22 protein-coding genes are annotated in these 20,759 nt (G+C 68.2%); 14 read left to right on the top strand and 8 right to left on the bottom strand.

What is annotated here, in order from left to right; genetic code table 11:
• The first annotated feature begins 74 nt into the window (after positions 1 to 74).
• From E3T23_RS07330 to E3T23_RS07320, 3 genes are all read left to right on the top strand, one after another.
• The gene (locus tag E3T23_RS07330; RefSeq protein ID WP_134369712.1) at positions 75 to 1,349 is read left to right on the top strand and encodes a M18 family aminopeptidase; all 1,275 of its coding nucleotides are present in this window, start codon (positions 75 to 77) and stop codon (positions 1,347 to 1,349) included.
• Positions 1,350 to 1,517: 168 nt separating this feature from the next.
• Positions 1,518 to 2,462: an NAD-dependent epimerase/dehydratase family protein gene (locus E3T23_RS07325; RefSeq protein ID WP_134369711.1), complete on the top strand. Its 945-nt coding sequence runs from the start codon at positions 1,518 to 1,520 to the stop codon at positions 2,460 to 2,462.
• A 23-nt stretch (positions 2,463 to 2,485) separates the two neighbouring features.
• Positions 2,486 to 3,109 carry a MerR family transcriptional regulator gene (locus E3T23_RS07320; protein ID WP_166806233.1) on the top strand — a complete coding sequence of 208 codons (624 nt, stop codon included), beginning with the start codon at positions 2,486 to 2,488 and terminating at the stop codon, positions 3,107 to 3,109.
• 324 nt (positions 3,110 to 3,433) lie between these two features.
• On the opposite strand, the gene E3T23_RS07315 is transcribed toward E3T23_RS07320, so the two are convergent.
• The 3 genes from E3T23_RS07315 to E3T23_RS07305 form a co-directional block, all read right to left on the bottom strand.
• Positions 3,434 to 3,637, bottom strand: coding sequence for a hypothetical protein (locus E3T23_RS07315; RefSeq protein WP_134369709.1), 204 nt, complete (start codon positions 3,635 to 3,637; stop codon positions 3,434 to 3,436).
• 106 nt (positions 3,638 to 3,743) lie between these two features.
• Positions 3,744 to 4,415, bottom strand: a complete 672-nt coding sequence (locus E3T23_RS07310) for an SGNH/GDSL hydrolase family protein (RefSeq protein ID WP_166806232.1) — start codon at positions 4,413 to 4,415, stop codon at positions 3,744 to 3,746.
• A gap of 75 nt (positions 4,416 to 4,490) precedes the next feature.
• On the bottom strand, positions 4,491 to 5,393 hold the full coding sequence (locus E3T23_RS07305; RefSeq protein ID WP_134369707.1) for an oxygenase MpaB family protein: 903 nt from the start codon (positions 5,391 to 5,393) through the stop codon (positions 4,491 to 4,493).
• Between the two features lie 88 nt (positions 5,394 to 5,481).
• On the opposite strand from E3T23_RS07305, the gene E3T23_RS07300 reads away from it, so the two are divergent.
• The 3 genes from E3T23_RS07300 to E3T23_RS07290 all read left to right on the top strand — a co-directional run bounded on the left by E3T23_RS07300 (position 5,482) and on the right by E3T23_RS07290 (position 8,445).
• A complete protein-coding gene (locus tag E3T23_RS07300) occupies positions 5,482 to 6,945 on the top strand; it encodes a cryptochrome/photolyase family protein (protein ID WP_134369706.1) in 1,464 nt (487 codons plus the stop codon).
• Positions 6,946 to 7,027: 82 nt separating this feature from the next.
• On the top strand, positions 7,028 to 7,276 hold the full coding sequence (locus tag E3T23_RS07295; RefSeq protein WP_134369705.1) for a hypothetical protein: 249 nt from the start codon (positions 7,028 to 7,030) through the stop codon (positions 7,274 to 7,276).
• Positions 7,183 to 8,445, top strand: coding sequence for a DUF222 domain-containing protein (locus E3T23_RS07290; protein ID WP_134369704.1), 1,263 nt, complete (start codon positions 7,183 to 7,185; stop codon positions 8,443 to 8,445). Before E3T23_RS07295 ends, E3T23_RS07290 begins: the two co-directional genes overlap by 94 nt.
• 11 nt (positions 8,446 to 8,456) lie before the next feature.
• Here the strand turns inward: E3T23_RS07290 and E3T23_RS07285 are convergent, their stop codons facing one another.
• On the bottom strand, positions 8,457 to 10,058 hold the full coding sequence (locus tag E3T23_RS07285; RefSeq protein WP_134369703.1) for a PucR family transcriptional regulator: 1,602 nt from the start codon (positions 10,056 to 10,058) through the stop codon (positions 8,457 to 8,459).
• 102 nt (positions 10,059 to 10,160) lie between these two features.
• Here E3T23_RS07285 and E3T23_RS07280 point away from each other — a divergent pair, with 102 nt between their 5' ends.
• The 5 genes from E3T23_RS07280 (at position 10,161) to E3T23_RS07260 (ending at position 14,947) form a co-directional block, all read left to right on the top strand.
• A complete protein-coding gene (locus tag E3T23_RS07280) occupies positions 10,161 to 11,027 on the top strand; it encodes a hypothetical protein (RefSeq protein WP_134369702.1) in 867 nt (288 codons plus the stop codon).
• Positions 11,024 to 12,133: an o-succinylbenzoate synthase gene (gene menC, locus E3T23_RS07275; protein WP_134369701.1), complete on the top strand. Its 1,110-nt coding sequence runs from the start codon at positions 11,024 to 11,026 to the stop codon at positions 12,131 to 12,133. The genes E3T23_RS07280 and menC overlap by 4 nt, the downstream gene beginning before the upstream one ends.
• A gap of 69 nt (positions 12,134 to 12,202) precedes the next feature.
• Entirely contained in the window at positions 12,203 to 13,135 is a 933-nt protein-coding gene (locus tag E3T23_RS07270; RefSeq protein ID WP_134369700.1) for an ABC transporter substrate-binding protein, read from the top strand.
• A 4-nt stretch (positions 13,136 to 13,139) separates the two neighbouring features.
• Positions 13,140 to 14,117, top strand: a complete 978-nt coding sequence (locus E3T23_RS07265) for an amino acid ABC transporter permease (RefSeq protein WP_134369699.1) — start codon at positions 13,140 to 13,142, stop codon at positions 14,115 to 14,117.
• On the top strand, positions 14,114 to 14,947 hold the full coding sequence (locus tag E3T23_RS07260) for an amino acid ABC transporter ATP-binding protein (RefSeq protein ID WP_134369698.1): 834 nt from the start codon (positions 14,114 to 14,116) through the stop codon (positions 14,945 to 14,947). The genes E3T23_RS07265 and E3T23_RS07260 overlap by 4 nt, the downstream gene beginning before the upstream one ends.
• On the opposite strand, the gene E3T23_RS15805 is transcribed toward E3T23_RS07260, so the two are convergent.
• Positions 14,940 to 15,068 carry a hypothetical protein gene (locus E3T23_RS15805; protein WP_255570694.1) on the bottom strand — a complete coding sequence of 43 codons (129 nt, stop codon included), beginning with the start codon at positions 15,066 to 15,068 and terminating at the stop codon, positions 14,940 to 14,942. The genes E3T23_RS07260 and E3T23_RS15805 overlap by 8 nt on opposite strands.
• Before the next feature lie 28 nt (positions 15,069 to 15,096).
• Here E3T23_RS15805 and E3T23_RS07255 point away from each other — a divergent pair, with 28 nt between their 5' ends.
• Both E3T23_RS07255 and E3T23_RS07250 read left to right on the top strand, forming a co-directional pair.
• The gene (locus tag E3T23_RS07255) at positions 15,097 to 16,044 is read left to right on the top strand and encodes a Pvc16 family protein (protein ID WP_134369697.1); all 948 of its coding nucleotides are present in this window, start codon (positions 15,097 to 15,099) and stop codon (positions 16,042 to 16,044) included.
• Positions 16,045 to 16,103: 59 nt separating this feature from the next.
• On the top strand, positions 16,104 to 16,394 hold the full coding sequence (locus E3T23_RS07250) for a hypothetical protein (protein WP_134369696.1): 291 nt from the start codon (positions 16,104 to 16,106) through the stop codon (positions 16,392 to 16,394).
• Here E3T23_RS07250 and E3T23_RS07245 read toward each other — a convergent pair.
• Positions 16,366 to 17,229 carry a DUF429 domain-containing protein gene (locus E3T23_RS07245; protein WP_134369695.1) on the bottom strand — a complete coding sequence of 288 codons (864 nt, stop codon included), beginning with the start codon at positions 17,227 to 17,229 and terminating at the stop codon, positions 16,366 to 16,368. The genes E3T23_RS07250 and E3T23_RS07245 overlap by 29 nt on opposite strands.
• A 106-nt stretch (positions 17,230 to 17,335) precedes the next feature.
• Between E3T23_RS07245 and E3T23_RS07240 the strand changes: the two genes are divergently transcribed.
• Positions 17,336 to 18,835, top strand: a complete 1,500-nt coding sequence (locus E3T23_RS07240) for a sugar porter family MFS transporter (RefSeq protein WP_255570692.1) — start codon at positions 17,336 to 17,338, stop codon at positions 18,833 to 18,835.
• Here the strand turns inward: E3T23_RS07240 and E3T23_RS07235 are convergent.
• Together E3T23_RS07235 and E3T23_RS07230 are read right to left on the bottom strand one after the other, a co-directional pair.
• Positions 18,801 to 19,514: an RNase H family protein gene (locus E3T23_RS07235; RefSeq protein WP_134369693.1), complete on the bottom strand. Its 714-nt coding sequence runs from the start codon at positions 19,512 to 19,514 to the stop codon at positions 18,801 to 18,803. The two genes, E3T23_RS07240 and E3T23_RS07235, sit on opposite strands and share 35 nt — an antisense overlap.
• 59 nt (positions 19,515 to 19,573) lie before the next feature.
• Positions 19,574 to 20,755, bottom strand: coding sequence for a MarP family serine protease (locus E3T23_RS07230; protein ID WP_134369692.1), 1,182 nt, complete (start codon positions 20,753 to 20,755; stop codon positions 19,574 to 19,576).
• Positions 20,756 to 20,759: the final 4 nt, after the last annotated feature.

Genomic DNA, 20,759 nt, shown 5'->3' with positions numbered 1-20,759 from the left:
CCTGGCCGTGCATGCCCGGCCGTGATTGCCTGCGTGAATGTGCACATAGTACGCAGAGTGGTTGGATATGACCCATGACCTCTACCCCCGACTACATCGATGACTTCGCCGATTTCATCACGGCCTCGCCGTCGTCGTACCACGCGGCGGCGGAGGTCGCCCGCCGCCTGGATGCCGCCGGTTTCGGCCGCGTGAGCGAAACAGACGAGTGGCCTGGCGAGGCCGGCCGCCGCTACACCGTGCGCGACGGCGCCGTCATCGCGTGGGTGCAGCCGGACGGCGCAGACCCGACGACCCCGTTCCGTATTCTCGGGGCCCACACCGATTCGCCCGGTTTCAAACTGAAGCCCAAGCCGACCATCGGCGCCCACGGCTGGCTGCAGGCCGGGGTCGAGGTCTACGGCGGCCCACTGCTCAATTCCTGGCTCGACCGCGAACTCGAGTTCGCCGGCCGACTGACCACCGTCGACGGGACCGAACACCTCGTGCGCACCGGGCCGTTCTGCCGCATCCCGCAGCTGGCCATCCACCTCGACCGGGACGCCAACACCGCACTCACCCTCGATCGGCAGCGGCACCTGACCCCGGTCTTCGGGGTCGGGGAGGCGAGCCAGGCAGACCTGGTCGGGCACCTGGCCGCCCTGGCCGGGTTGGCGGGCGCGGATGTCGCCGGTTACGACATCATCACGGCCGACACGGCGCCGCCGGCCCGGTTCGGTCTCCGCAACGAACTCTTCGCCGCCGGCCGCATGGACAACCTGTCCTCGGTGCACGCCGGCCTCGTCGCCCTGATCGCCGCCCCCGCCTCCACCGGGCAGATCCTGGTGCTCGCGGCCTTCGACCACGAGGAACTCGGATCCGAGACCCGATCGGGCGCGAGCGGACCGCTGCTCGACGACATCTTGACCCGGATCGGGGCGGGGCTGGAGGCATCCGTCAGTGATCGCCTGCGCGCCTACGCCGGCTCGTGGTGCCTCTCGGCCGACGCCGGCCACTCGGTGCACCCGAACTATCCGGAGAAGCACGACCCGGCGAACACGGTCGTCGCCGGGGGCGGGCCGCTACTGAAAATCAACGCCACGCAGCGCTATGCGACGGATGCCGCGGGTGCGGCCCTCTGGGCCCGCACCTGCGCGCAGGCCGGCGTGGAGTATCAGGAATTCGTCTCGAACAACACGGTGCCCTGCGGCTCCACGATCGGTCCCTTGACCGCCACGCGGCTCGGCATCCGCACGGTCGACGTGGGCATCCCGCTGCTCTCGATGCACTCCGCCCGGGAACTCTGCCACGTGAGCGACCCGGTGGCCCTGAGCGCTGCGATCGGCGCGTTCTTCGCCCCGGAGCGGTGACAACCGGCGGGCACCGTCGGCGGGACATCACCTGAGGCGGAGAGACGGCTTCAGCCTCCCATTGTGGATAGTATTTTTATCGGATATTCTAACTATCGGTAACAATCACTATCGGAAATAATCACTATCGCTAAGACGGCGCTGGCGTCGTCCGCAGAGGAGAATCTCATGACCGTCCACCTCGTCGTCGGCGCCGGTTTCATCGGCGAAGCCCTTGCCCGCGCCCTCGTCGCGCGTGGCGACACCGTGCTGCTCGCGACCCGTTCCGGCACGATCGTGCCCGGCACGACGTCGCTCAGGGTCGACGCGTCCGATCCGGATGCCCTGGCAGCAGCAGCAGCGGGCGCCGCCACGATCTTCCTCGCGACCAGTCCTCGCCAGTATCACCGTTGGCCCGAACTGTGGCCCCCGATGCACCGTGCCGCGATCGAAGCGGCCCGCCGGTCTTCGGCCCGGCTGGTCCTGATGGGCAATCTGTACGGTTACGGCGAGGCCAGCGCCATGCCGATGTCCGAAACGACGCCCCTGCACCCGACCGAGCCGAAGGGCCAGGTGCGCGCCGAGGGGTGGGCGCTCGCGGCCGCCGCGCACGCCCGTGGCGAAATCGAGGTGGTCGAGGTGCGGGCGAGTGACTACTTCGGACCGGGCGCCGGCCGGAGTAGCCAACTCGGATCGGCCTTCTTCGGGCCGGTTCTCGCAGGCAAGTCCGCCCGGATCTTCGGCAGCGCGAGCGAACCGCACAGTTGGTGCTTCCTTGCCGACATCGTCGACACCCTGATCGCGGCCGCGGACTACCGCGGACCGTGGGGCCAGGTCTGGCACGTGCCGGCTGCGGAGCCGCTCTCCCGCGCCGAGATCGCCGAGCGGGTGAATCGACTCACCGGCGAAGAAGGCGGGGTCAGGGCGCTGAGCCCGGCGTTCCTGCGACTGCTGGGCGTCTTCGTGCCGTTCATCCGGGCGGCCAATCACTCGGCCTACCAGTTCGACCGGCCGTTCCTGATCGACTCCATAGAGACCGAGCGCCTGCTCGGCGTGCATGCCACTCCGTGGGAGGAATCGTTGGCAGCCGTGATCGAAAGCTATCGGACGCCGGCCGAGCGGGCGGACGCCTGATCATGGCGGGAGCCGCCATGAGGATGGCCGAACTCAGCTCTCGCAGCGGTGTAACGGTTGCGACGATCAAGTTCTATCAACGGGAGAATCTGCTGCCGTCGGGCGTTCGCACGGGCCCCAACCAGGCACTGTACGGAGACGCGCACCTCGGTCGCATCCGTCTCATTTTGGGCCTGACCGAGGTCGGCGGCCTCACCGTCGCAGCCGCCCGGCGGGTGCTCGAAGCCATCGACTCCGAGCTCCCGCTGCCGGAGACCTTCGAGATCGCCCAGCATTCCGTGTCCGAGGCGGTCGATCCGACGACCGTGACGACGGATGCCCTGTCCCACGTGGACGCGCTGATGCAGGGCTGGCACGTCTCGGACGACAATCCGGGTCGCCTCGCGGCCGCCCGGGTGTTCGACACCTTCACGGGGATCGGCCAGGTCGACGCCGCGGGTTGGTTCCGGCGCTACGCGGCGGCAGCCCTCCTGGCAGCCGAGGCCGACATCGATGAACTCGATGCCCGCATCGAACGGGCAGCCAAGGCCGAGATCGTCGTCGTGGGCACGGTGCTCGGCGACACGCTGTTCTCGGGTCTGCGCCGAGCTGCCCAGGAACATCTGTCCTCGCTCCGGTACGCCGCGCCGCCTGCGTCCGAGCTCTGAGCTCTGAGCCCTGAGCAGCAATTCGTGCCCCACCGCCGAAACCACGCAGGAAAAGTTCACGGTCCCACGCAGTGAAATCTTGAGACCAGAGGAGTGACCGTGTCCCGTCTGTCGTCCCTGTCGTCCCTGTCGTCCCTGTCTTCTTCGTCGGCCCGGCGGCACCTGGCCTGGTGGTCGGCACCGCTGCGACAGGAGCCCTGGCCGTCGAGATGGTGATCATCGTCGGGGCGGCGTGGGTCAGGGTGACGAGCCACTTCAACGGTCGCAGCGGGTGTCCCGGGCGGAGGTCCAGGGAACGAACCGCGGCGACCGGGAGTGATCCCGTCAGAGCGCGTAAGCCGACTGTCGGGCGCCATGCACGGGATCCCCGGAGCGAGACTCCACGAGGTCCTTGTCATCGGCGAGGTCACAGCCACCCTCGTGCACAATCACCGGCCACACGATGCGCCGGTCGTGTCCGACGTGGGCCGTGCCGCCGATCCCGCATTCCCGGCAGTGGACGGTCAGCACCCAGTCGTTTTGTCTCATGCTTGGAGATTTCCTCAAATCGAGGAGATCGACAAGGGGGTGTACTTTGACGCTCCGATATGCGACGCGTTGCGCGCGACCACAGGCGCGGAAAGCCGACCGCAGGTCAGCGGACGATCCGGCCGAGCAGCAGGTCCGCGATCGCCCGGTAGCCGGTGTCGTTGGGGTGGAAGCGGTCGCTGGTTCCGCCGAACACATCCCGGCCGGCCGGCCCCCGGTTGGCGGCGATCGGGTACAGCCCGTACAGACTGACAAATGCTCCACCCTGCCGCGCGCATTCCTCCTCGATGACCGCGTTGTAGGTGTCGGAGCCGTCCGAGCCGCCCGCACTGCCCCAGGTGCCCACGCAGAGCAGCGGCACCCTGGGAGATTCGGTGTGCACTCGCAGGAGGAGTGAACGGTAGCTGCCGGCGAAATCGTCGGGTGCGGTCTGGTCGACCACGTCGTTGGTGCCCAATTCGACCACGGCCAGATCGAGATTCTTCGGGACGTTGAGCAGCCGGGACACCGAGCGCGTGGTGGCCCCGGCCCGATTCTTGTGGAATTCCTGAACCGGCCCGCCTGCCGAGAGTGCATCGACCATGAGCGGGCGAAAGCCGAGGTCCTGCCGCTCCGCGTTCAGGCCGTAGCTGATCGAATCCCCGACGAACAGCACCCGCAGCGGACGATCATCCGGCCGGGTCACCCGCACCGTGTCGGCGGCGGCAGGCGGGTGCGACGCGAGCGCCGCACCGAGACCGACGGCAGCCAGCAGGAGCGCCGCCAAACTGATCGCCACGACCCGGACCGGAACACGGCGAGGCGGAGTTCCGGACCGACGCCGGAGGTCCTGGTGCGGAGGCATCCGCCAAGCCTAGGCCGGATTCGCCTCGGCGAGCCGCGCGATGCGGGCGCGGGCGGCGTCCTCTGACGTGGACGAACGGCCCAGCAGCAGGCGCACCAGGCCGAGAACGGCTCCGGTCGCCCAGACCGCCGGGAGCAGGGAACGCCGCAGGCCGAGCAACTCGCGATACTCGCGGGGGATGGAGGCGACGGCGCCGGCGAACATGACCCGGTAGAAAGGCATCATGGCGGGCCGCAGCGGGGGATTGCGAATGAAGCGCACCGCCTCGGCCACGCGTTCGTCGCTCTTGAGGATGCCGGCATCCTTGAACGCATCGAGCTGTGCCTGCAACTCCGCGGCGGAACGTGGCGGATTGTGCACGCCGACGAGTTCTCCGGCCTTGGCCCACTCGCGCACGTAGCCGTCGGCGCCGCCCGGGATGGGATCCCCCCAGATGGTGTGGGAGGCGAGGAAAGCGTCGGTGAAGACGATGTGCACCCAGGCGAGCAGTTCGGGGTCTCCGGCGGCATAGGGGCGTTCGACGCCCTGGGCGTCACGGTAAGTCCCGGTGACCCGGTCGTGGAATCGTCCCACGCGGGACGACTCGTGCTCGGCCAGGGTCGTGTCGGCGAAGGTCACCGTGACGAGCCACTGGATGGTGCCGGAGAGGCGTCCGAGTGGGTCTTCCCTGTACCGCGACCAGTCGTGAACGCCGGCCATCGCGCCGGGATGCAGGGTCTGCATGAGCAGGGCACGGATGCCGGCGACCATCGTCGCCATCCCGCCGTGCACGGCCCAGGAGGCGGAGCCAGGGCCGAAGAAGCCGACATCGTCGCCGAGTTCGATCTTGTCGACCCACGATGGGCGGCCTTCGCTGTTCCCCGAGAAGGTCACCAGAAGATGCGACCGCCAGCTGTCCACGAACCTGCCCATGGACCGAGGCTAACCCGTCGCGGCTGGGCATCGGCCTCGAACCTGGCGTGCCGTGTGCGGGTGCGCGGCACCATTCTAAACTCGTACCATGACCGTGCCGCGATTTCTGTTCGCCGACCAGCTCGGCCCCCATTTCGACGATGGCGGACCTCTCCTGATGGTGGAATCCATCGGCGTTCTCGGTCGGCACACCTACCATCGCGCCAAGGCGCACCTCATCCTCAGCGCCCTTCGGCACCGGGCCCGGGAGCTCGGTGATCGGGTCGAGTACCTGCATGCCGAGCACTACCGGGACGTGCTCGCCGGCCGCGACCTCGAAGTGGTCGATCCCACCTCGTGGGGCTCCCGAGCCCTGGTGCGGGAGCTCGGCGCGCGGGTGCTTCCCAGCCGCGGCTTCGTGACCAGTGAGGCGGACTTCGCCGTGTGGGCGGCCGACCGACCGCCGTCCCGGATGATCATGGACCAGTTCTATCGCATGGTGCGCACCGAGACCGGCCTGCTCATGCGCGGGCCCGACCCTGAGGGTGGCAAGTTCAACTTCGACCACGACAACCGTCAGCCGCCACCGAAGGGAGCGGTGGGCCTGGGTCTGCCGGACCCGTTCCGTCCGGTGGAGGACGACATCGACGAGCAGGTGCGCGCCGATCTCGACCGGTGGCAGGCCGAGGGGCGCATCCACCTGATCGGTGAGGACGGACCCCGCCGGTTCGCGGCCACCCGGGCGGAAGCGCTCGCGGCGCTCGCCGATTTTGTCGAGACGCGCCTGAGCGACTTCGGCCCGTTCGAGGACGCCTCCCTGCTCGGGGACGAGACGATGGCGCATGCGAAGCTGAGCGTTCCCCTCAATCTGGGCCTGTTGCATCCGCGCGAGGTGATCGATGCCGTGGTCACCGCCTACGAGACCGGGGGAGCTCCGCTGCAGAGCGTGGAGGCCGTGGTGCGCCAGATCATGGGCTGGCGGGACTGGGTCTGGCACCTCTACTGGCATCTGGGTGAGGACTACGTGCGGCGCAGCAACCACCTCGAGGCGAATGTCGCACTGCCCCGCGAGTTCTGGGAGCTCGACGGCAGTGCGGTGCGGGCGAAGTGCCTGAGCCATGTGCTCGGGGAGGTGCGCCGCACGGGCTACGCGCACCATATCCAGCGGCTGATGGTGCTCGGCAACTGGGCGCTGCAGCGCGGCTATCAGCCGGCCGAGCTCACCGAGTGGTTTACGAACGCCTTCGTCGACGGCACACCGTGGGTGATGCCTGCCAACGTCGTCGGCATGTCCCAGCACGCCGACGGCGGAATCGTCGCCACCAAGCCGTACGCCGCCGGAGGTGCCTACATCTCGAAGATGAGCGACTTCTGCGGCGCGTGCACGTTCAACCCGAAGAAGCGGCTGGGCGAGGACGCGTGCCCGTTCACCGCCGGGTACTGGGCCTTCCTCGACCGGGTGGAGCCGCTCATCCGCGGCAATCACCGCATGGCGCAGCCGCTCGCCGGGCTGCGCCGCCTCGTCGACCGGGAGGCGGTCGTCGACCAGGAACGCACCCGCACCGAGTGGTAGACATCGAATAGAAATACGAAATATATCGAGTATTTGGTGACAAATACTCGACTATACGTACCCCGTGAGCTATTCTTGGAGCATGACCACCCTCGCGGACGACCTCAGGCAGGCGACGGATGCCGTCGCCCGCCTGGGCTCGTCCAGCGCCGACTATGAGGCCCTGCCCGACGCCGTCGTGCTGGCCGGTCAGAAGCAGATCGCGGCCGCGCGGCGCCTGCTCGACACCCGCGCCGCGTGGATGGCCGGCACGGTCGCCCGCCGGTCCCGGCCGGAGCTCGCCACTCGGGTCTGGCGGCGACGCAGGGGTTCCTGTCGCCGGAGGCACTGATCCAGAAGTGGACGGGATCGTCGAAGGGCGACGCCTACAAGCTGGTCGCGGTCGGCACCATGATGGCCGATGCGGAGGCGGCGGAGAAGCAGGTCGAGGAGGCGCTCGGGTCGCCCGATGCGGATGCCGCCGAGGTCGCCGAGTTCCTCGCCAAGGTGCCGTGGCAGGCGCCCATCGCCCGGGCCGTGACCGCCGGAACCCTCTCCGTCGACGCGGCCGAGTCCATTCGCGCAGGACTCGGCGAGATCGACGCCGCGGTCACGTCGGAGAAGCTCGGGACTGCGCTGGAGGCGCTGCTGGCGGAGACGTCGACTCTGAACGCCGACGAGGTCTTCAAATGCGCGAAACGGATGCGCGACCGCCTCGACGAGGCCGGCATCGCCGCCCGCGAGAAACAGGCCCACGACGACCGCTACCTGAAGGTCTACCGGCTCGGCAACGGCAACGTGCGCCTCAACGGGCTGTTCGCGCCCGAAGACGGCGAGTTCGTGCTCTCCACCTTCGACTCCATCACCGGTCCCCGCCGTGGCGGGGTGCGGTTCGTCGATACCGAGCGGGCCGCCTGGGCGAAGACAATGCAGGACGACCCGCGCAGCACCGAGCAGATCGCCGCCGACTCGCTGGTGCAGTTGCTCAAGATCGCCGGCGAGGCCGACCCGGGACGGGTGTTCGGCGGCCGGCGCCCCTCGGTGCGCGTGATCGTCACCGAGAAGGCGCTCAAGCCGGGTGAACCGGCCGCTCATGGGCAGATCGAGGGCAACCCGGTGCCGATCTCGCAGGAGACCACCGACCGGCTGCTCTGCGAGACCGGAACCCGCGGCATCAAGTTCGACGAAACCGGCCAGATTGTTGATGTCGGCCGCGATGAACGTCTCTTCACCGTGGAGCAGCGCGCCGCGATGGCCGTGCGTGACGGCGGACGCCGCTGGGTCGACTGCGAGAAACCACCGGCCTGGACCGAAGCCCACCACAGCAACGAATGGCTGAAAGACAACGGGTACACGGACCTCGCCGACGGAGTACTGCTCTGCCATCCGCACCATCTGCTGCTGCACAACCGGCACTGGACCATCATCCGCACCGGCACGGGGTACTGGCTCCGGCCACCCGTTGAGGTCGACCCGGAGCAGACGCTGGTCGCCCTGCCGAGCAAGAGGCTCACGCTTTAGTTCAGTCCCACTCAGTCGTATTCTGCCAACCGGAGGCTGAGCCACAGGGTGAGGGTGTCGTCCGCGTCATCGAGATCGATCCCGAACAGGTCATGGGCCCGGCGCAGGCGATAGCGGAGGGTGTTCTGGTGCACCGACAGCCGGCCGGCCGTCAGGGCTGAATCCCGGGAACAGTCCAGATAGGTGCGCAGGGTCTTGGCGTAGTCGGTGCCGGTGCGGGCATCCGTCTCGATCACCCGCTTCGCCTGCTGGGAGACGAGTCGCGGCGTGTGCCGGAAGATCTCCGCGAGTTCCAGGAGGGTCAGCTGGCTGCGGGCGTCCCTGGCACTGGCCACGGAACCGGCGATCGGCCGCGTCCCGACGAGCAGCAGCACCAGGTCGGCATCGTGCCGCGAGCGTGCGATGCCGGCCAGCGCCGAGACCAGGGACCCCACGGAGGCGCGAACGGTGATGCCGAATGCCGTCGCCGCGCGGCTCACGACCCGCCCGGCCAGGGCCTCGACGCCCGCCAGATCGGAACCGGCGGTTCCGCTGAACAGGGCATAGACCTCGCCGCCGATAACGACGCATTCGGAGCTGTGCTGGTGGGCCTCGCACTGGATCGCGATGAGATCGATCAGCCGCAACAGCCGAAGCTCGTCCCCGGTCGCCGCCAGGTCGGGCTGGAAGGCCAGCACCACGAACGGTCCGGCGGGGTCGAGCCCCAACTGGGTCGCCAGGAGCCGGGAATCGTCACCGCCCTCGAGCAGGCGGCGCACCAACTCGGCGCGCTGCTGCCGGGCAAGGTCATCGGTGCTCCGGGCTCGCAGGAGGTGCAGGGCGGCGATGTCGGCGGCGCGCTCGAGAGCGCGCAGGGCATCGGTATCGAAGTCCGCCGCCGCGTCGACGACCCAGATCGAGCCGAGCGGCTGAACGCCGGCCCGGACCGCCACGGCGAGCCGGTCCAGGCCCGGAGGAATGCCGGGCACCCGCACCGCTCCCGTGGCACGGAACACCGACGCGTACTGCGCGGCGTTCTCCGGCAGGTCCGGCACCTGCCGGCCGAGGATGCCGTCCCTCCGATCGTCGTCGATTGCCTGTCCCGGCATGGTCGAGTAGGCGAGGATGTGCGTCTGCAGGTCTTCGATCGCGGTCGCACCGCCGATCAGGGCGGCGATCGCGTTGGCCAGCGCGAAGAGGTCGCCGACGGGGGTGGCCGAGAGAGAGCTGTCAGCCTCATTGGCCGTCGTCAGGGCCGAATTCATCAGCGAATCCACCTGGCGCCACTCCTGCTGGTCGTCCACGACCAGCAGGGCGATCCCCTCGGCATCCGCCACGGCCGCAAGGGTTTCGACGCTCAGTCCGAGCGACTTGACGACGATCGCGCCGAATCCCCGTCGAGCCGCGTTTCGCACGACGTCCGCGGACTCCGGTGCTGCCGGATGCAGACCGATCCCCAGGAGGATGCCGCTGCGCCGGCCGTTCTCGGTGCTGAGCGGGTCGTGCAGGGTCGGACTGGTCAGGGGCAGGCGGATCCGGGTCTGGTGCGAGGCGAGCCGCAAGCCGGAGCCGTCGAGGATGTGCAGCAGGTCGGTGACGCCGATGCCCTGGAGATTTGGATTTGTTTGCTGCACCCGGCAACCGTACCGGGGCATTGTGCTGCACGACAATGACTCCAGGGAAGCTTCGTGCTGTTCGACGAGGATCGGACACCGGGTTCTGACCACACTTGGACCATGTCCCTCAGCCTCGAAGCCAGCCCGCTTGTCCGCCAGGCGCAAACCGCGGCGGCCCTGGCTGCGGCGGCGGCCCGGATCCGCGTCGTCGACGAGTCGGACCTGGATCGCCTCCGTGACGTGGAAGCACTGCTGATCAGGGTGTGGGGGACATCTCCGCACGGAGCGCCGATCCCAACGGATCTGCTGCGCAGCATCAGCCACGCCGGCTGCAACGTCACGGCCGCGTACTCCGAGAACGGGACGCTCTGTGGTGCCGCCGCGGCGATCGTTTCGCCCGGGAACTCAGCCATGTACTCGCTGATCGCCGGAGTGCTGCCCGGTCTGGCTGACAATGGCGTCGGTTTCGCCCTCAAGCAGCACCAGCGGTCCTGGGCGCTGACGCGGGGCATCGAGACCATGACCTGGACCTTTGACCCCCTGGTCAGCCGCAACGCCCGTTTCAACCTGACGAAGCTCGGTGCGCACGCCGCCGAGTACCTCGAAAACTTCTACGGTCTGATGGATGACGAAATCAACGCCGAGGACCAGAGCGATCGATTGGTAGCCGTGTGGCCGTTGACGAGCCGCGAGTCCGTCGCCTGCAGCGAAGGATCCCCGCTGGCGACCGTCCTGCCCGACTTCGGCCCCGCCTCCGGGCGGGGCACCGGTCCGGACGGCCATCCGAACGTCGTCCTCGACGGCGACTCACTGTGGTGTCGCGTCCCGACGGACATCGTCGCTCTCCGCGGCCGGGATCCGGTGCAGGCCGCGTCCTGGCGCGCCAGCGTGAGGGAGATCTTCACCGCGGAATTCGCCAGGGGTCGTTCGGCCACCGGAGTCACCCGAGACGGCTGGTACCGGCTCACAACAGGAGGACCGCAATGAGAATCGAGAGCATCGAACTGCGCAGGGTCACGCTGCCCCTGGTGAGCCCGTTCCGGACATCCTTCGGAACGGCCACCGAGCGGGAGACGACGCTGGTGCGTGTGCGCACCGCGCAGGCCGAGGGGTGGGCCGAGTGCGCCGCCGAACCTGACCCGCTGTACAGCTCCGAGTTCCTCGACGGCTGTGATCTCGTCATCCGCGACCACCTGATCCCGCGGCTCCAGACGCTCGGTGACCGTCTGACCGCTGAACATGTCGCCGGTGCCCTCGCGCCGGTGAAGGGACATCCGATGTCCAAGGCCGTGCTCGAAACGGCCATCCTCGACGCCCAACTCAAGGAAACCGGGGTCTCCTTCGGCGGCTACCTGGGTTCTGTGCACGACACGGTGCCGGCCGGCGTCTCGGTGGGCATCATGGATTCGATCGATGAGCTCCTCGAGGCCGTGGGCGGGTACCTCGAGGAGGGGTACCTGCGGATCAAGCTGAAGATCGAACCGGGCTGGGACCTCGAGCCCGTCCGCGCCGTGCGGGAACGGTTCGGCGACGACATCCTGCTGCAGGTCGACGCGAACACCGCCTACACGCTCGCGGATGCCCGTCACCTCGCCCGGCTCGATCCCTTCGACCTGCTCCTGATGGAGCAGCCCATGGCCGAAGACGACATCCTGGGACATGCGGCCCTGGCGAAACTGATCAGGACCCCGATCTGCCTCGACGAATCCATCGAGTCCGCCCGGGACGCCGCCGCGGCGATCACTCTCGGCGCCTGCAGCATCATCAACGTCAAACCCGCGCGGGTCGGCGGCTACCTCGAGGCTCGCCGCATCCACGACGTCGCCGCAGCGCACGGGGTTCCGGTCTGGTGCGGGGGGATGCTGGAAACCGGCATCGGCCGGGCCGCGAACGTCGCCCTCGCCGGGCTGCCGAACTTCGTGCTGCCGGGCGATACCTCCGCATCCAATCGTTACTATGCCCAGGACCTCACCGCCCCCTTCGTGCTGGAGGATGGTCACTTGCGGGTGCCCACGGGTCCGGGCATCGGCGTCGAGGTTCTGCCCGACGTGCTCGCCGAACTCACCACCTCCACGGTCGACATCACCTTCTAACCCCCCGCACACCCCTGGACGCACCTGGTCCCGGCCGGCCCGAGCAACACCCCAGTCTGGAGAGCATCAATGAACACTCAAAAACGCACCGGCCCGTCGTGGCTGATGGTGGCATCGATCGGGATCGCGGCGACGCTGGCGCTCTCCGCCTGCGCCACCGCCGAATCGACACAGTCGAACCAGAAGGCGCCGTCCACCGGCGACGTGGACAAGGCCGCCGCGGCCGCCCTGCCCGCGAAATACAAGGACGCCGGGATCATCAAGGTCGCCTCCGACATCCCCTTCCCGCCCATGGAGATGTTCGACGAGAACCAGAACCTGACCGGTTTCGACTACGACCTGGCGCAGGCGCTCGGGGCGAAACTCGGCGTCACCATGGAACTGCAGACCCAGGCGTTCGACAGCATCATTCCCTCCCTGCAATCCGGCAAGCATGACGTGATCATGTCCGGCATGAACGACACCCCGGAGCGCCAGGAGACCATCGACTTCGTCGACTATCTCCACGCCGGCTTCTCCATCCTCGTTCCGGCCGGCAACCCCGACAAGATCGCGACCGTGCTGGACCTGTGCGGCCAGGAGGTCGCCGTGCAGAAGGCGACCGTGCAGGCGGAGATTCTGCGCGGCTACGACGCGCAGTGCACGGATGCCGGAGCCGGCCCGATGAAACTCTCCGAACTGCCGCTCGAGACCGACGTGCAGACCGCCGTGCGGGCGGGCAAGGCCGTCGCGGACGTGGTGGACTCGGCCGTTGCCTCCTACGCCGCCCAGACCGCCGGCGACGGCGAATTCTTCGAGGTCGTCCGGGACCCGGCCAACCCCGCCGGATACGACCCCGTCTACACCGGCATCGGCGTGCTGAAGAAGGACACGGAGCTGAGCCAGGCGCTCCTGCTCGCGCTGGATTCGGTCATCGCCGACGGTTCGTACGCCGAAATCCTGGCCAAATACGACATGACCGACTACGCCGTTGACGCGGCCGGAATCAACCTCGGGTCCTGAGCAGATGTCGCACGCGACACTGACGACCCCGGTCAGGAACGAACAAACCGGCGAGGTCGATCCTGACGACATCGTCGCCGTACCGCTGCGGCATCCGTGGCGGTGGTTCCTCGCCGTCTTCCTGCTGATCGGTTTCGTCAGTCTCGGGATCTCCCTGTGGCAGAACGAGAACATCGACCACCCCACCATCACCGAGTTCATCTTCAACCCGCGGATCCTGAGCGGTGTCGTGCTGACCGTGGTGCTCACGGTCGTCGCGATGCTGGTGTCCACCGTTCTCGGGGTGCTCCTGGCCGTGATGAGGCTCTCGAACAACCCGGTGATGAACACCCTGGCCTGGCTGTATGTCTGGGCGTTCCGCGGCACGCCGCTGTTGATCCAGATCGTCTTCTGGGGCTACCTCGGCCTGCTCTACGCGCAGATCTCGCTGGGTGTCCCGTTCACGGATTTCACGATCTTCTCCGTGGACACCAACACCCTCATCCCTGCCCTCACGGCGGGGCTGCTCGCCCTGACCCTGAACCAGGCCGCGTATTCGGCGGAGATCGTGCGTTCCGGGATGCTCTCGGTCGACGAGGGCCAGTACGAGGCGGCGTACTCGGTGGGCATGAGCCCGGTGTTCACCCTGTTCAAGGTCGTGCTTCCGCAGGCGATGCGGGTGATCATCCCGCCGATGGGCAACGAGACGATCTCGATGCTGAAGAACACGTCGCTCCTGTCGGTCATCGCCGTGCTGGAACTGTATACGGTCGCCACCCAGATCTCGTCCCAGAACCTGCGCCAGGTCGAGCTTCTGCTCGTGGTCAGCTGCTGGTACCTGTTTCTCACCTCGGTGCTGTCGATCCCGCAGTACTACCTCGAGCGGTATTACGGGCGAGGCAAGGCCAGGACCCTGCCGCCCACACCGTTCCAGCGGGTGCGCGCCCTGCTCCGGCGCAGCCCGGTCACCGTTCGCAGGACAGAGAGTCAGGACGCCTCATGACCACCTCAGCCGCACCCGCATCCGCCGCCACCTCGCCCGGCACCCTGCGACGAGCTGCCGACGCTCCTGTCGAACCGTTGTTGAGTGCGCTCAAGGTGCGCAAGAGCTACGGCGGCGTCGAGGTGCTCAAAGGCATCTCCCTCGCCGTGAACCCCGGCCAGGTGATGTGCCTGCTCGGACCGTCCGGTTCCGGAAAATCGACCTTCCTCCGCTGCATCAACCACCTGGAGCGCATCGACGGCGGCCGGATTTCGGTGAACGGCGAACTCGTGGGCTACGCCCAGCGCCGGGACCGGATCTTCGAGATGAACCCGCGGGAGGTTGCTCGTCAGCGGCGCGGGATCGGCATGGTCTTCCAGCGCTTCAACCTGTTCCCGCATATGACCGCCCTGGAGAACATCACGGCTGCGCCGATCGGGGTGCGCCGGATATCGAAGCAGAAGGCCAAGGAACGCGGTCTGGAACTTCTCGACCGGGTCGGCCTGGCCAACCTCGCCCAGTCGTATCCCGCACAGTTGTCCGGTGGTCAGCAGCAGCGCGTCGCGATAGCGCGCGCGCTCGCGATGGACCCCAAGCTGCTCCTCTTCGACGAGCCGACGAGCGCGCTCGACCCGGAGCTGGTCGGCGATGTCCTCGACGTGATGCGCACCCTGGCGGCCGACGGGATGACGATGGTCGTCGTGACCCACGAGATCGGGTTCGCCCGGGGCGCCGCCGACGTGGTCGTGTTCATGGACGGCGGTGTCGTGGTGGAAACCGGCCCGCCCGCCGTGGTGCTGGACAACCCGCAGAGCGCGCGCACCAAGGCGTTCCTCGACAGCGTCATGTAGGGGGCATCCGGTCGGCGCCATCAGAGTTGGAGACACCACTGGCGAGCGCCGCGGCGCAGCCGAACTCCTCGACCTGGCCGGTGAGCCGGAGTACCGTGGGACCGTCTGCCCACTGCCGCATCCAGAAGCTCAGAGAAGCCGGAGTCCCCATGTCGTCGCTCACCAACTACGGCCAGGCCATCGCCTCGACGACCGTCGCGCTCCAGCGTCTGCTTTCCTCCCCGCCGATCGGGCTGCAGGTCACCGCCTACGCGCTCGGCGCCCCGCGCACCGGGGTCTCCGGCCCCTCGATCAACCTGTTCCTCTACTACGACAGCCTGATCAGCTATCGAGAGGAAACCCAGCGGGGACCCAGCCGCGTGATCGCCGAGCTGCATTACCTGGTGAGCGCCTTCCCCGGCGACGACGTCGACTCGGATGTCGGCAGCCACCGCGCCTTCGGCACGGCGCGGGCCGCCGTCGAACGCCACCCCGTGCTCAACGTCCCCATCGGCTCGGCGGACAGCCTGCAGGTCTGGCTCTCGCCCTCGCCGCTGACCAACGAGGTGCTGACCTCTCTCTGGCTGGCGTCCAATGCGCCGCTGCGGCTGTCCTTCGGCGTGATGGCCTCGTTCACCCTGGACGCGGCCGAGCGCACGGCAGTGGTCGGCACCGTCCGCGACGTCGTCAAGCTGGCCGGGGCCGGGGCGCTCGCCGTGTTCACGGGGGCGGATGCCGCGGCGAAGGCCACGGCCGCGGCATCCGTCGCAAATGAACTCGGCAAACCGCTCATGACGGTGTCTCTGACCGAGGTCGTGGCGGTCGCCATGGCCGACACCGAAGACAACCTCCGCCGCATCTTCGAACAGGCCGAACACCGCGGCGCCGTGCTGATGATCACCGCGTCCGACCCGCTGTTCGGGGTGCGGCCGGAGGTACTCGATGTCGACGACCCCTACGCCGGGGTGGAGATCGGTTCCATACTCGACCTGCTCGGTCAGTCGCCGAGCGTCGTGATCGTTGAACTGGCTCATCTGGCCGGAGACGAGCTGGCGGACCGGACCCGGGTCGAAGTGCGCTTCCCTGAGCCGGATTCCCCGTCGGCCACCTCGGACTGAGCACGTCCGGCAGGAGGAGCACCAGCCGCAATTCGGTCTGACCCGCCTACGCTGATCGGATGCCGTCTTTCCGTATCACCCTGATCATCGGGGCACTCCATTCGGGCATCGCCCCGGGCTCCGTGCTGCCGAACCTGACGGCTGCCGCCGCCGAGCTGACGACCGTGGAGGCATCCGACATCGCCGTGGTGGCCGGTTCACCGCGCGCGATCGTGCGGTTCACGGCGGATGACGCCGCGATGGCCCTCCGGGTGGGCGACCAGGTGCTCGCCGCTGCCCGCCGCCAGGTGGAACCGGTGTCGTGGCAGGTGACGGAGCGGGTCAAGGCTCGCTGGTACCCGGTGCGGTGACCGGCGGCATCCCCCCGTCGCGGCGGCGCTGTTCCGGCCGGGCCGGCGCGATGATGGTCGGTCGGTGACCCTGCTCCGACACGTCGTCCGAAGCGCCGAGAACCTGGCAGCGCTCCGTGCCCCGGTGCCACCAGAGCGATGCCGTCCAAGCGCAGATCAGGGCGTCGATCAGGTCTTCACGGTGCTTGTAGGGTCGGTCGACCAGCGGTGAAGGCTCCGTCGCCAGGGCGTCCGAGACGGGGTGGGAGCAGAGGTCGAGCGGTGGCGAGGCCCGGGTGAGCCGCCGAATCCGCTGGATCAGGTCGTCGCAGACCACGGCCCGCGCCGCCCGGCGCTCGCCGTGCGGAAGCGAGGTGCCCATCCGCTTGTAGCGGGGTCTTTTATCGAGATAGCCGAACTCCGCCGCGCCCACGAGCGTCGTGTAGGGGTAGCACTCGAAGAAGCTGGGGGTGGTCGTCGGGATCGGTGCCAGGCCGTCGGTGTAGGTCCAGCCGGACGCCTCCAGTCGCCGGCGGATCGCCACCCCGCCGGCCCACGGGCGGCCGAGGTTCGAGGCATTCGCGGAGACGTGCCAGCGACCGTAGCGACTGCCGGTCTCGCGCTCGCAGAGGCGCATCCCGGTGGGGTTTTCGACCACCAGGGGTGCGTCGACCGCCAGCACGGCGCCGGGCTCCCACAGGGAATCGATCCAGGCCATCACGGCATCCGTGCCACGCGCCCAGCCGGCGTCGATCACCCGGCCGCTCTCATCGATGCAGGCCAGGCCGGATTCATTGGCCGGTTTCGATGCGCTGCCTTCGGCCCAGGCCAGGTCAACCCCGAGAAACCGCGTCATGGGACATGGATAGCACAGGGAGATGCCAGACGCGGTATCCACCGATTTTTCGCACTCCACGGTCAGGCGTAGGCTCTTCGAATTGTTCAACAATCAGACAGAGGCATTGACGATGACCCAGACCGAAAAACCATCCAACAACGGAAAGGTCGTCGCGCTGGCGGTTGCGGGGGCCTTCGGCGGGTTCCTCTTCGGGTTCGACGCCTCCGTGATCAACGGCGCGGTCAATGCCATTCAGGACGAGTACGCGCTCACGGCGACCCTCACCGGTTTCGCGGTGGCGAGCGCGCTCCTGGGCGCCGCCGCCGGGGCCTACCTGGGTGGCCGGGTCGGTGATCGGTACGGTCGAATCCCGGTGATGCTCCTGGGCTCGATCATGTTCTTCGTCAGTTCGGTCGGTTCCGCCTTCGCCTTCAGCGTCTACGACCTCGTGCTCTGGCGCGTTGTCGGCGGTCTCGGCATCGGGCTCGCGTCCGTGGTCGCGCCGGCCTACATCGCCGAGATCTCTCCGCGAGCAATGCGGGGGCGCCTTGGATCGCTGCAGCAGCTGGCCATCACGATCGGTATCTTCTCCGCGCTGCTGTCCGACGCTCTCTTCGCCAACAGCGCCGGAGGCGCCGGTGAACCCTCCCTGTTCGGCATCGACGCCTGGCGCTGGATGTTCCTGGCCTGCGCGTTCCCCGCGGCCGTGTACTTCGTGATCGCGAAGATCCTGCCGGAGTCCCCACGTTTCCTGGTGCTGAAAGACCGCGAGACGGAAGCCCGCGCGGTCTTCACGAGGCTGTGGCCCAACGGCGACGTGGAACGGGAGATCCGCAACATCCGTGCCTCGATCAAGGAGGACGCGCTGGGCCAGCGTGTCGGGTCACTGCGCGGCAAAACCCTCGGTCTGCGCCCGATCGTCTGGGTCGGCATCCTCCTGTCGGTGTTCCAGCAGTTCGTCGGCATCAACGTGATCTTCTTCTACTCGACCACCCTGTGGAAGGCGGTCGGTTTCGCAGAGTCGAGCTCGCTCACCATCTCGGTGCTCACCGGCCTGACCAACATCGCGGTCACCTTCATCGCCATCGCCCTGATCGACCGGGTCGGACGTCGGCCGATCCTGATGACCGGTTCCATCGGTATGACGCTGTCGCTGGCCACCATGGCGATCGCCTTCAGCCAGGCCGTCACCGTGGACGGTGAGATCGCCCTGCCCGGTGCGTGGGGTGGGATCGCCCTGGTCGCGGCGAACGTCTTCGTGGTTTTCTTCGGCGCCTCGTGGGGCCCCGTCGTCTGGGTGCTGCTCGGCGAGATGTTCCCGAACACCATCCGGGTGAAGGCGCTCGGTGTCGCAGCAGCGGCCCAGTGGATCGCGAACTTCCTGATCGCCGTCACATTCCCGTCGATGGCAGCCGTCTCGCTGCCGTTGACCTACGGTGTTTACGCGCTGTTCGCGGCACTGTCGTTCGTCTTCGTGCTGACCAAGATTCCGGAGACCAACGGAATGTCCCTCGACGAGGCGAGTACCCTGCTGCCGCCGAGGAACGCGGCGAAGATCGCGGCCAGGACCGCGTCGAAGCAGGGCGAGGTCAGATCAGGCCGCGAAGCAGCTCTTCGACGCTGACGCCGAGCCGGGCGGCGCGCCCGGTCAGGCGGTCATGCTCGTCAGCGGAGAGTTCCAAAGACACGGTGTGGCAGGCGGCCGGCTCGTCGAACGCGAACAGTTCCGGATGCGCCGGGCCGGCCGGGAGCGGCGCGGCGACGGTCGGCGCGGCGACGGCCCGTGCCTTTGTGGCCGGAGCGGTCAGCGTCGGCCGGCGGGGAGCCGGGCCGTCGCCCGACCGCACCCAGCCCGGGCCGGCGTTGATCGGCGCGTTCCGCTGGAACGCCTCCGACACGGCGCGGGCCCGGCTGTCCGCGGCCTCGTTGAGTGGGTGGTTCGCGTGGCCCTTGACCCATTCGAACCGGTAGCGGCGCCCGGCCAGTGCCTCGTCGAGCTCCTGGAGCAGGTCCAGGTTCATCACGGGCTTGCCATCCGCTTTGCGCCAGCCCTTGGCCTTCCAGCCGCGCATCCACTTGGTGATGGAGTTGATCACATACTGGCTGTCGCACAGTACGAGCAGGTCGTCGTCCAGGTGGGCGGTGGACCGGAACAGCTCCAGCACCGCCTTCAACTCGCCCTGGTTGTTGGTGGCGTGTTTCCAGCCGCCGGCCGCCCAGCAGGAATCGTCGACGTACCAGGCCCATCCGGCGGGTCCGGGATTGCCCAGGGCCGAACCGTCGGCGGCGGCGATGATCGTCATTCAGTGGGCCTTTCCTGGGGTCCCGCTGGTTCAGGACCCGTCTAGTCTGCCATCGAGGACTAACCGCTGATGCAGGCGCCGGACGAGACGGAGGCGTCGAGCGAGGCCGCCTGGTCCGCGACGGGGTCGACTTCCTCCATCGCGAGGGCATAGCCGAGGTTGTCGGTGGTGGTCGACTTCGCGAAGACGACGCCGGCGACGACCCCGGCCTCGCTGAGCAGCGGGCCACCGGATTCGCCGTGGTCCACGTCGGCGGCCAGCGTGTAGATCTGCCGGGGGGAGGGGTCCTGCCCATAAATGTCGGCCACCAGGGAGGGGGCGACGGACACGACCTCGGCCGGAGCCGTTTCGAACGGCCCGCCGAAGGGATAACCGCTGCTGACCGCGAGGCTGCCCGGCGCGAGATTGTCGCCGAGGGGCAGCGGGGGAGACTCGAGCCCCGGCACCGCGATCACGGCGAGGTCCACGACCTCGTCGAAGTAGACGACCTGACCCGAGCGGGACCTGCCGTCGGGCGTGACGACGACCGGCTCCGAGACCCCGGCGACGACGTGGGCGTTGGTGAGCACCCGCTCCGGTGCGATGACGAAACCGCTGCCGGACTGGTTCTGTCCGCAGGCGTAGGCGGTGCCGCTGATTTTCATCACCGACGCGCTCGCCGCGAGGAGGGCCTCGCTGTCGGTGCCGACACTCGGCACGACCGGCGCCTCGCCGTTGAAGGCCTCTACGACGCGCGGGATGCCCTCGGTCACCACGATGGAACGCAGCTGGGCCAGGAAGCTTTTCACCGGGCCCGGGGTCAGGGAGTCGATCGAACGGATCACGTTCGACGAGCTCACCGCCGGCGAGACCACGGGGACCCCGAGGGATCCGATGCTGAAGGCGATCATCGACGCCACCAGGGCGGAAACCGCGACCGTCGCGCCCGCACCGAGCACCCGATCGACGACCCGGAGTTTGTTGCGGGTGCCCTGGGGAGTCAGGATTCGGCCGATGGAGCGGCCGAGCGAGAGTCCGCCGATCAGGAGAACGGCGGCGGCCGCGAGGGACGCGGCCGTGCGCCATTCCGCGGCGGGAACCCAGGTTCCCACGAGCGGGACCACGAAGTAGGCGGCGACGGCGCCCACCGCGAGGCCCGCGATTCCACTGAAGCTGCCGATGAGGCCGCTGCGGTATCCGGAGATGAGATAGCCGAACAGCACGATGAGCAGCACCACATCCAGAAGAGTCGAAAATGCCATCCGT

The organism is Cryobacterium cheniae, from assembly GCF_004403395.1.
GTDB lineage: Bacteria > Actinomycetota > Actinomycetes > Actinomycetales > Microbacteriaceae > Cryobacterium > Cryobacterium cheniae.
Note: the sequence above shows the minus strand (reverse complement) of the source record. Positions and strands in the feature narration are given on the sequence as shown.

Bases quoted from the DNA above. Each gene is read 5' to 3' on its own strand.
- E3T23_RS07325 (WP_134369711.1), top strand. From the start codon at position 1,518: ATGACCGTCCACCTCGTCGTCGGCGCCGGTTTCATCGGCGAAGCCCTT.
- E3T23_RS07235 (WP_134369693.1), bottom strand. From the start codon at position 19,514: ATGACGATCATCGCCGCCGCCGACGGTTCGGCCCTGGGCAATCCCGGA.
- E3T23_RS07260 (WP_134369698.1), top strand. From the start codon at position 14,114: ATGACCACCTCAGCCGCACCCGCATCCGCCGCCACCTCGCCCGGCACC.
- E3T23_RS07320 (WP_166806233.1), top strand. From the start codon at position 2,486: ATGGCCGAACTCAGCTCTCGCAGCGGTGTAACGGTTGCGACGATCAAG.
- E3T23_RS07315 (WP_134369709.1), bottom strand. From the start codon at position 3,637: ATGAGACAAAACGACTGGGTGCTGACCGTCCACTGCCGGGAATGCGGG.
- menC (WP_134369701.1), top strand. From the start codon at position 11,024: ATGAGAATCGAGAGCATCGAACTGCGCAGGGTCACGCTGCCCCTGGTG.
- E3T23_RS07270 (WP_134369700.1), top strand. From the start codon at position 12,203: ATGAACACTCAAAAACGCACCGGCCCGTCGTGGCTGATGGTGGCATCG.
- E3T23_RS07305 (WP_134369707.1), bottom strand. From the start codon at position 5,393: ATGGGCAGGTTCGTGGACAGCTGGCGGTCGCATCTTCTGGTGACCTTC.
- E3T23_RS07300 (WP_134369706.1), top strand. From the start codon at position 5,482: ATGACCGTGCCGCGATTTCTGTTCGCCGACCAGCTCGGCCCCCATTTC.
- E3T23_RS07265 (WP_134369699.1), top strand. From the start codon at position 13,140: ATGTCGCACGCGACACTGACGACCCCGGTCAGGAACGAACAAACCGGC.
- E3T23_RS07230 (WP_134369692.1), bottom strand. From the start codon at position 20,755: ATGGCATTTTCGACTCTTCTGGATGTGGTGCTGCTCATCGTGCTGTTC.
- E3T23_RS07295 (WP_134369705.1), top strand. From the start codon at position 7,028: ATGACCACCCTCGCGGACGACCTCAGGCAGGCGACGGATGCCGTCGCC.
- E3T23_RS07245 (WP_134369695.1), bottom strand. From the start codon at position 17,229: ATGACGCGGTTTCTCGGGGTTGACCTGGCCTGGGCCGAAGGCAGCGCA.
- E3T23_RS07250 (WP_134369696.1), top strand. From the start codon at position 16,104: ATGCCGTCTTTCCGTATCACCCTGATCATCGGGGCACTCCATTCGGGC.
- E3T23_RS15805 (WP_255570694.1), bottom strand. From the start codon at position 15,068: ATGCGGCAGTGGGCAGACGGTCCCACGGTACTCCGGCTCACCGGCCAG.
- E3T23_RS07280 (WP_134369702.1), top strand. From the start codon at position 10,161: ATGTCCCTCAGCCTCGAAGCCAGCCCGCTTGTCCGCCAGGCGCAAACC.
- E3T23_RS07255 (WP_134369697.1), top strand. From the start codon at position 15,097: ATGTCGTCGCTCACCAACTACGGCCAGGCCATCGCCTCGACGACCGTC.
- E3T23_RS07330 (WP_134369712.1), top strand. From the start codon at position 75: ATGACCTCTACCCCCGACTACATCGATGACTTCGCCGATTTCATCACG.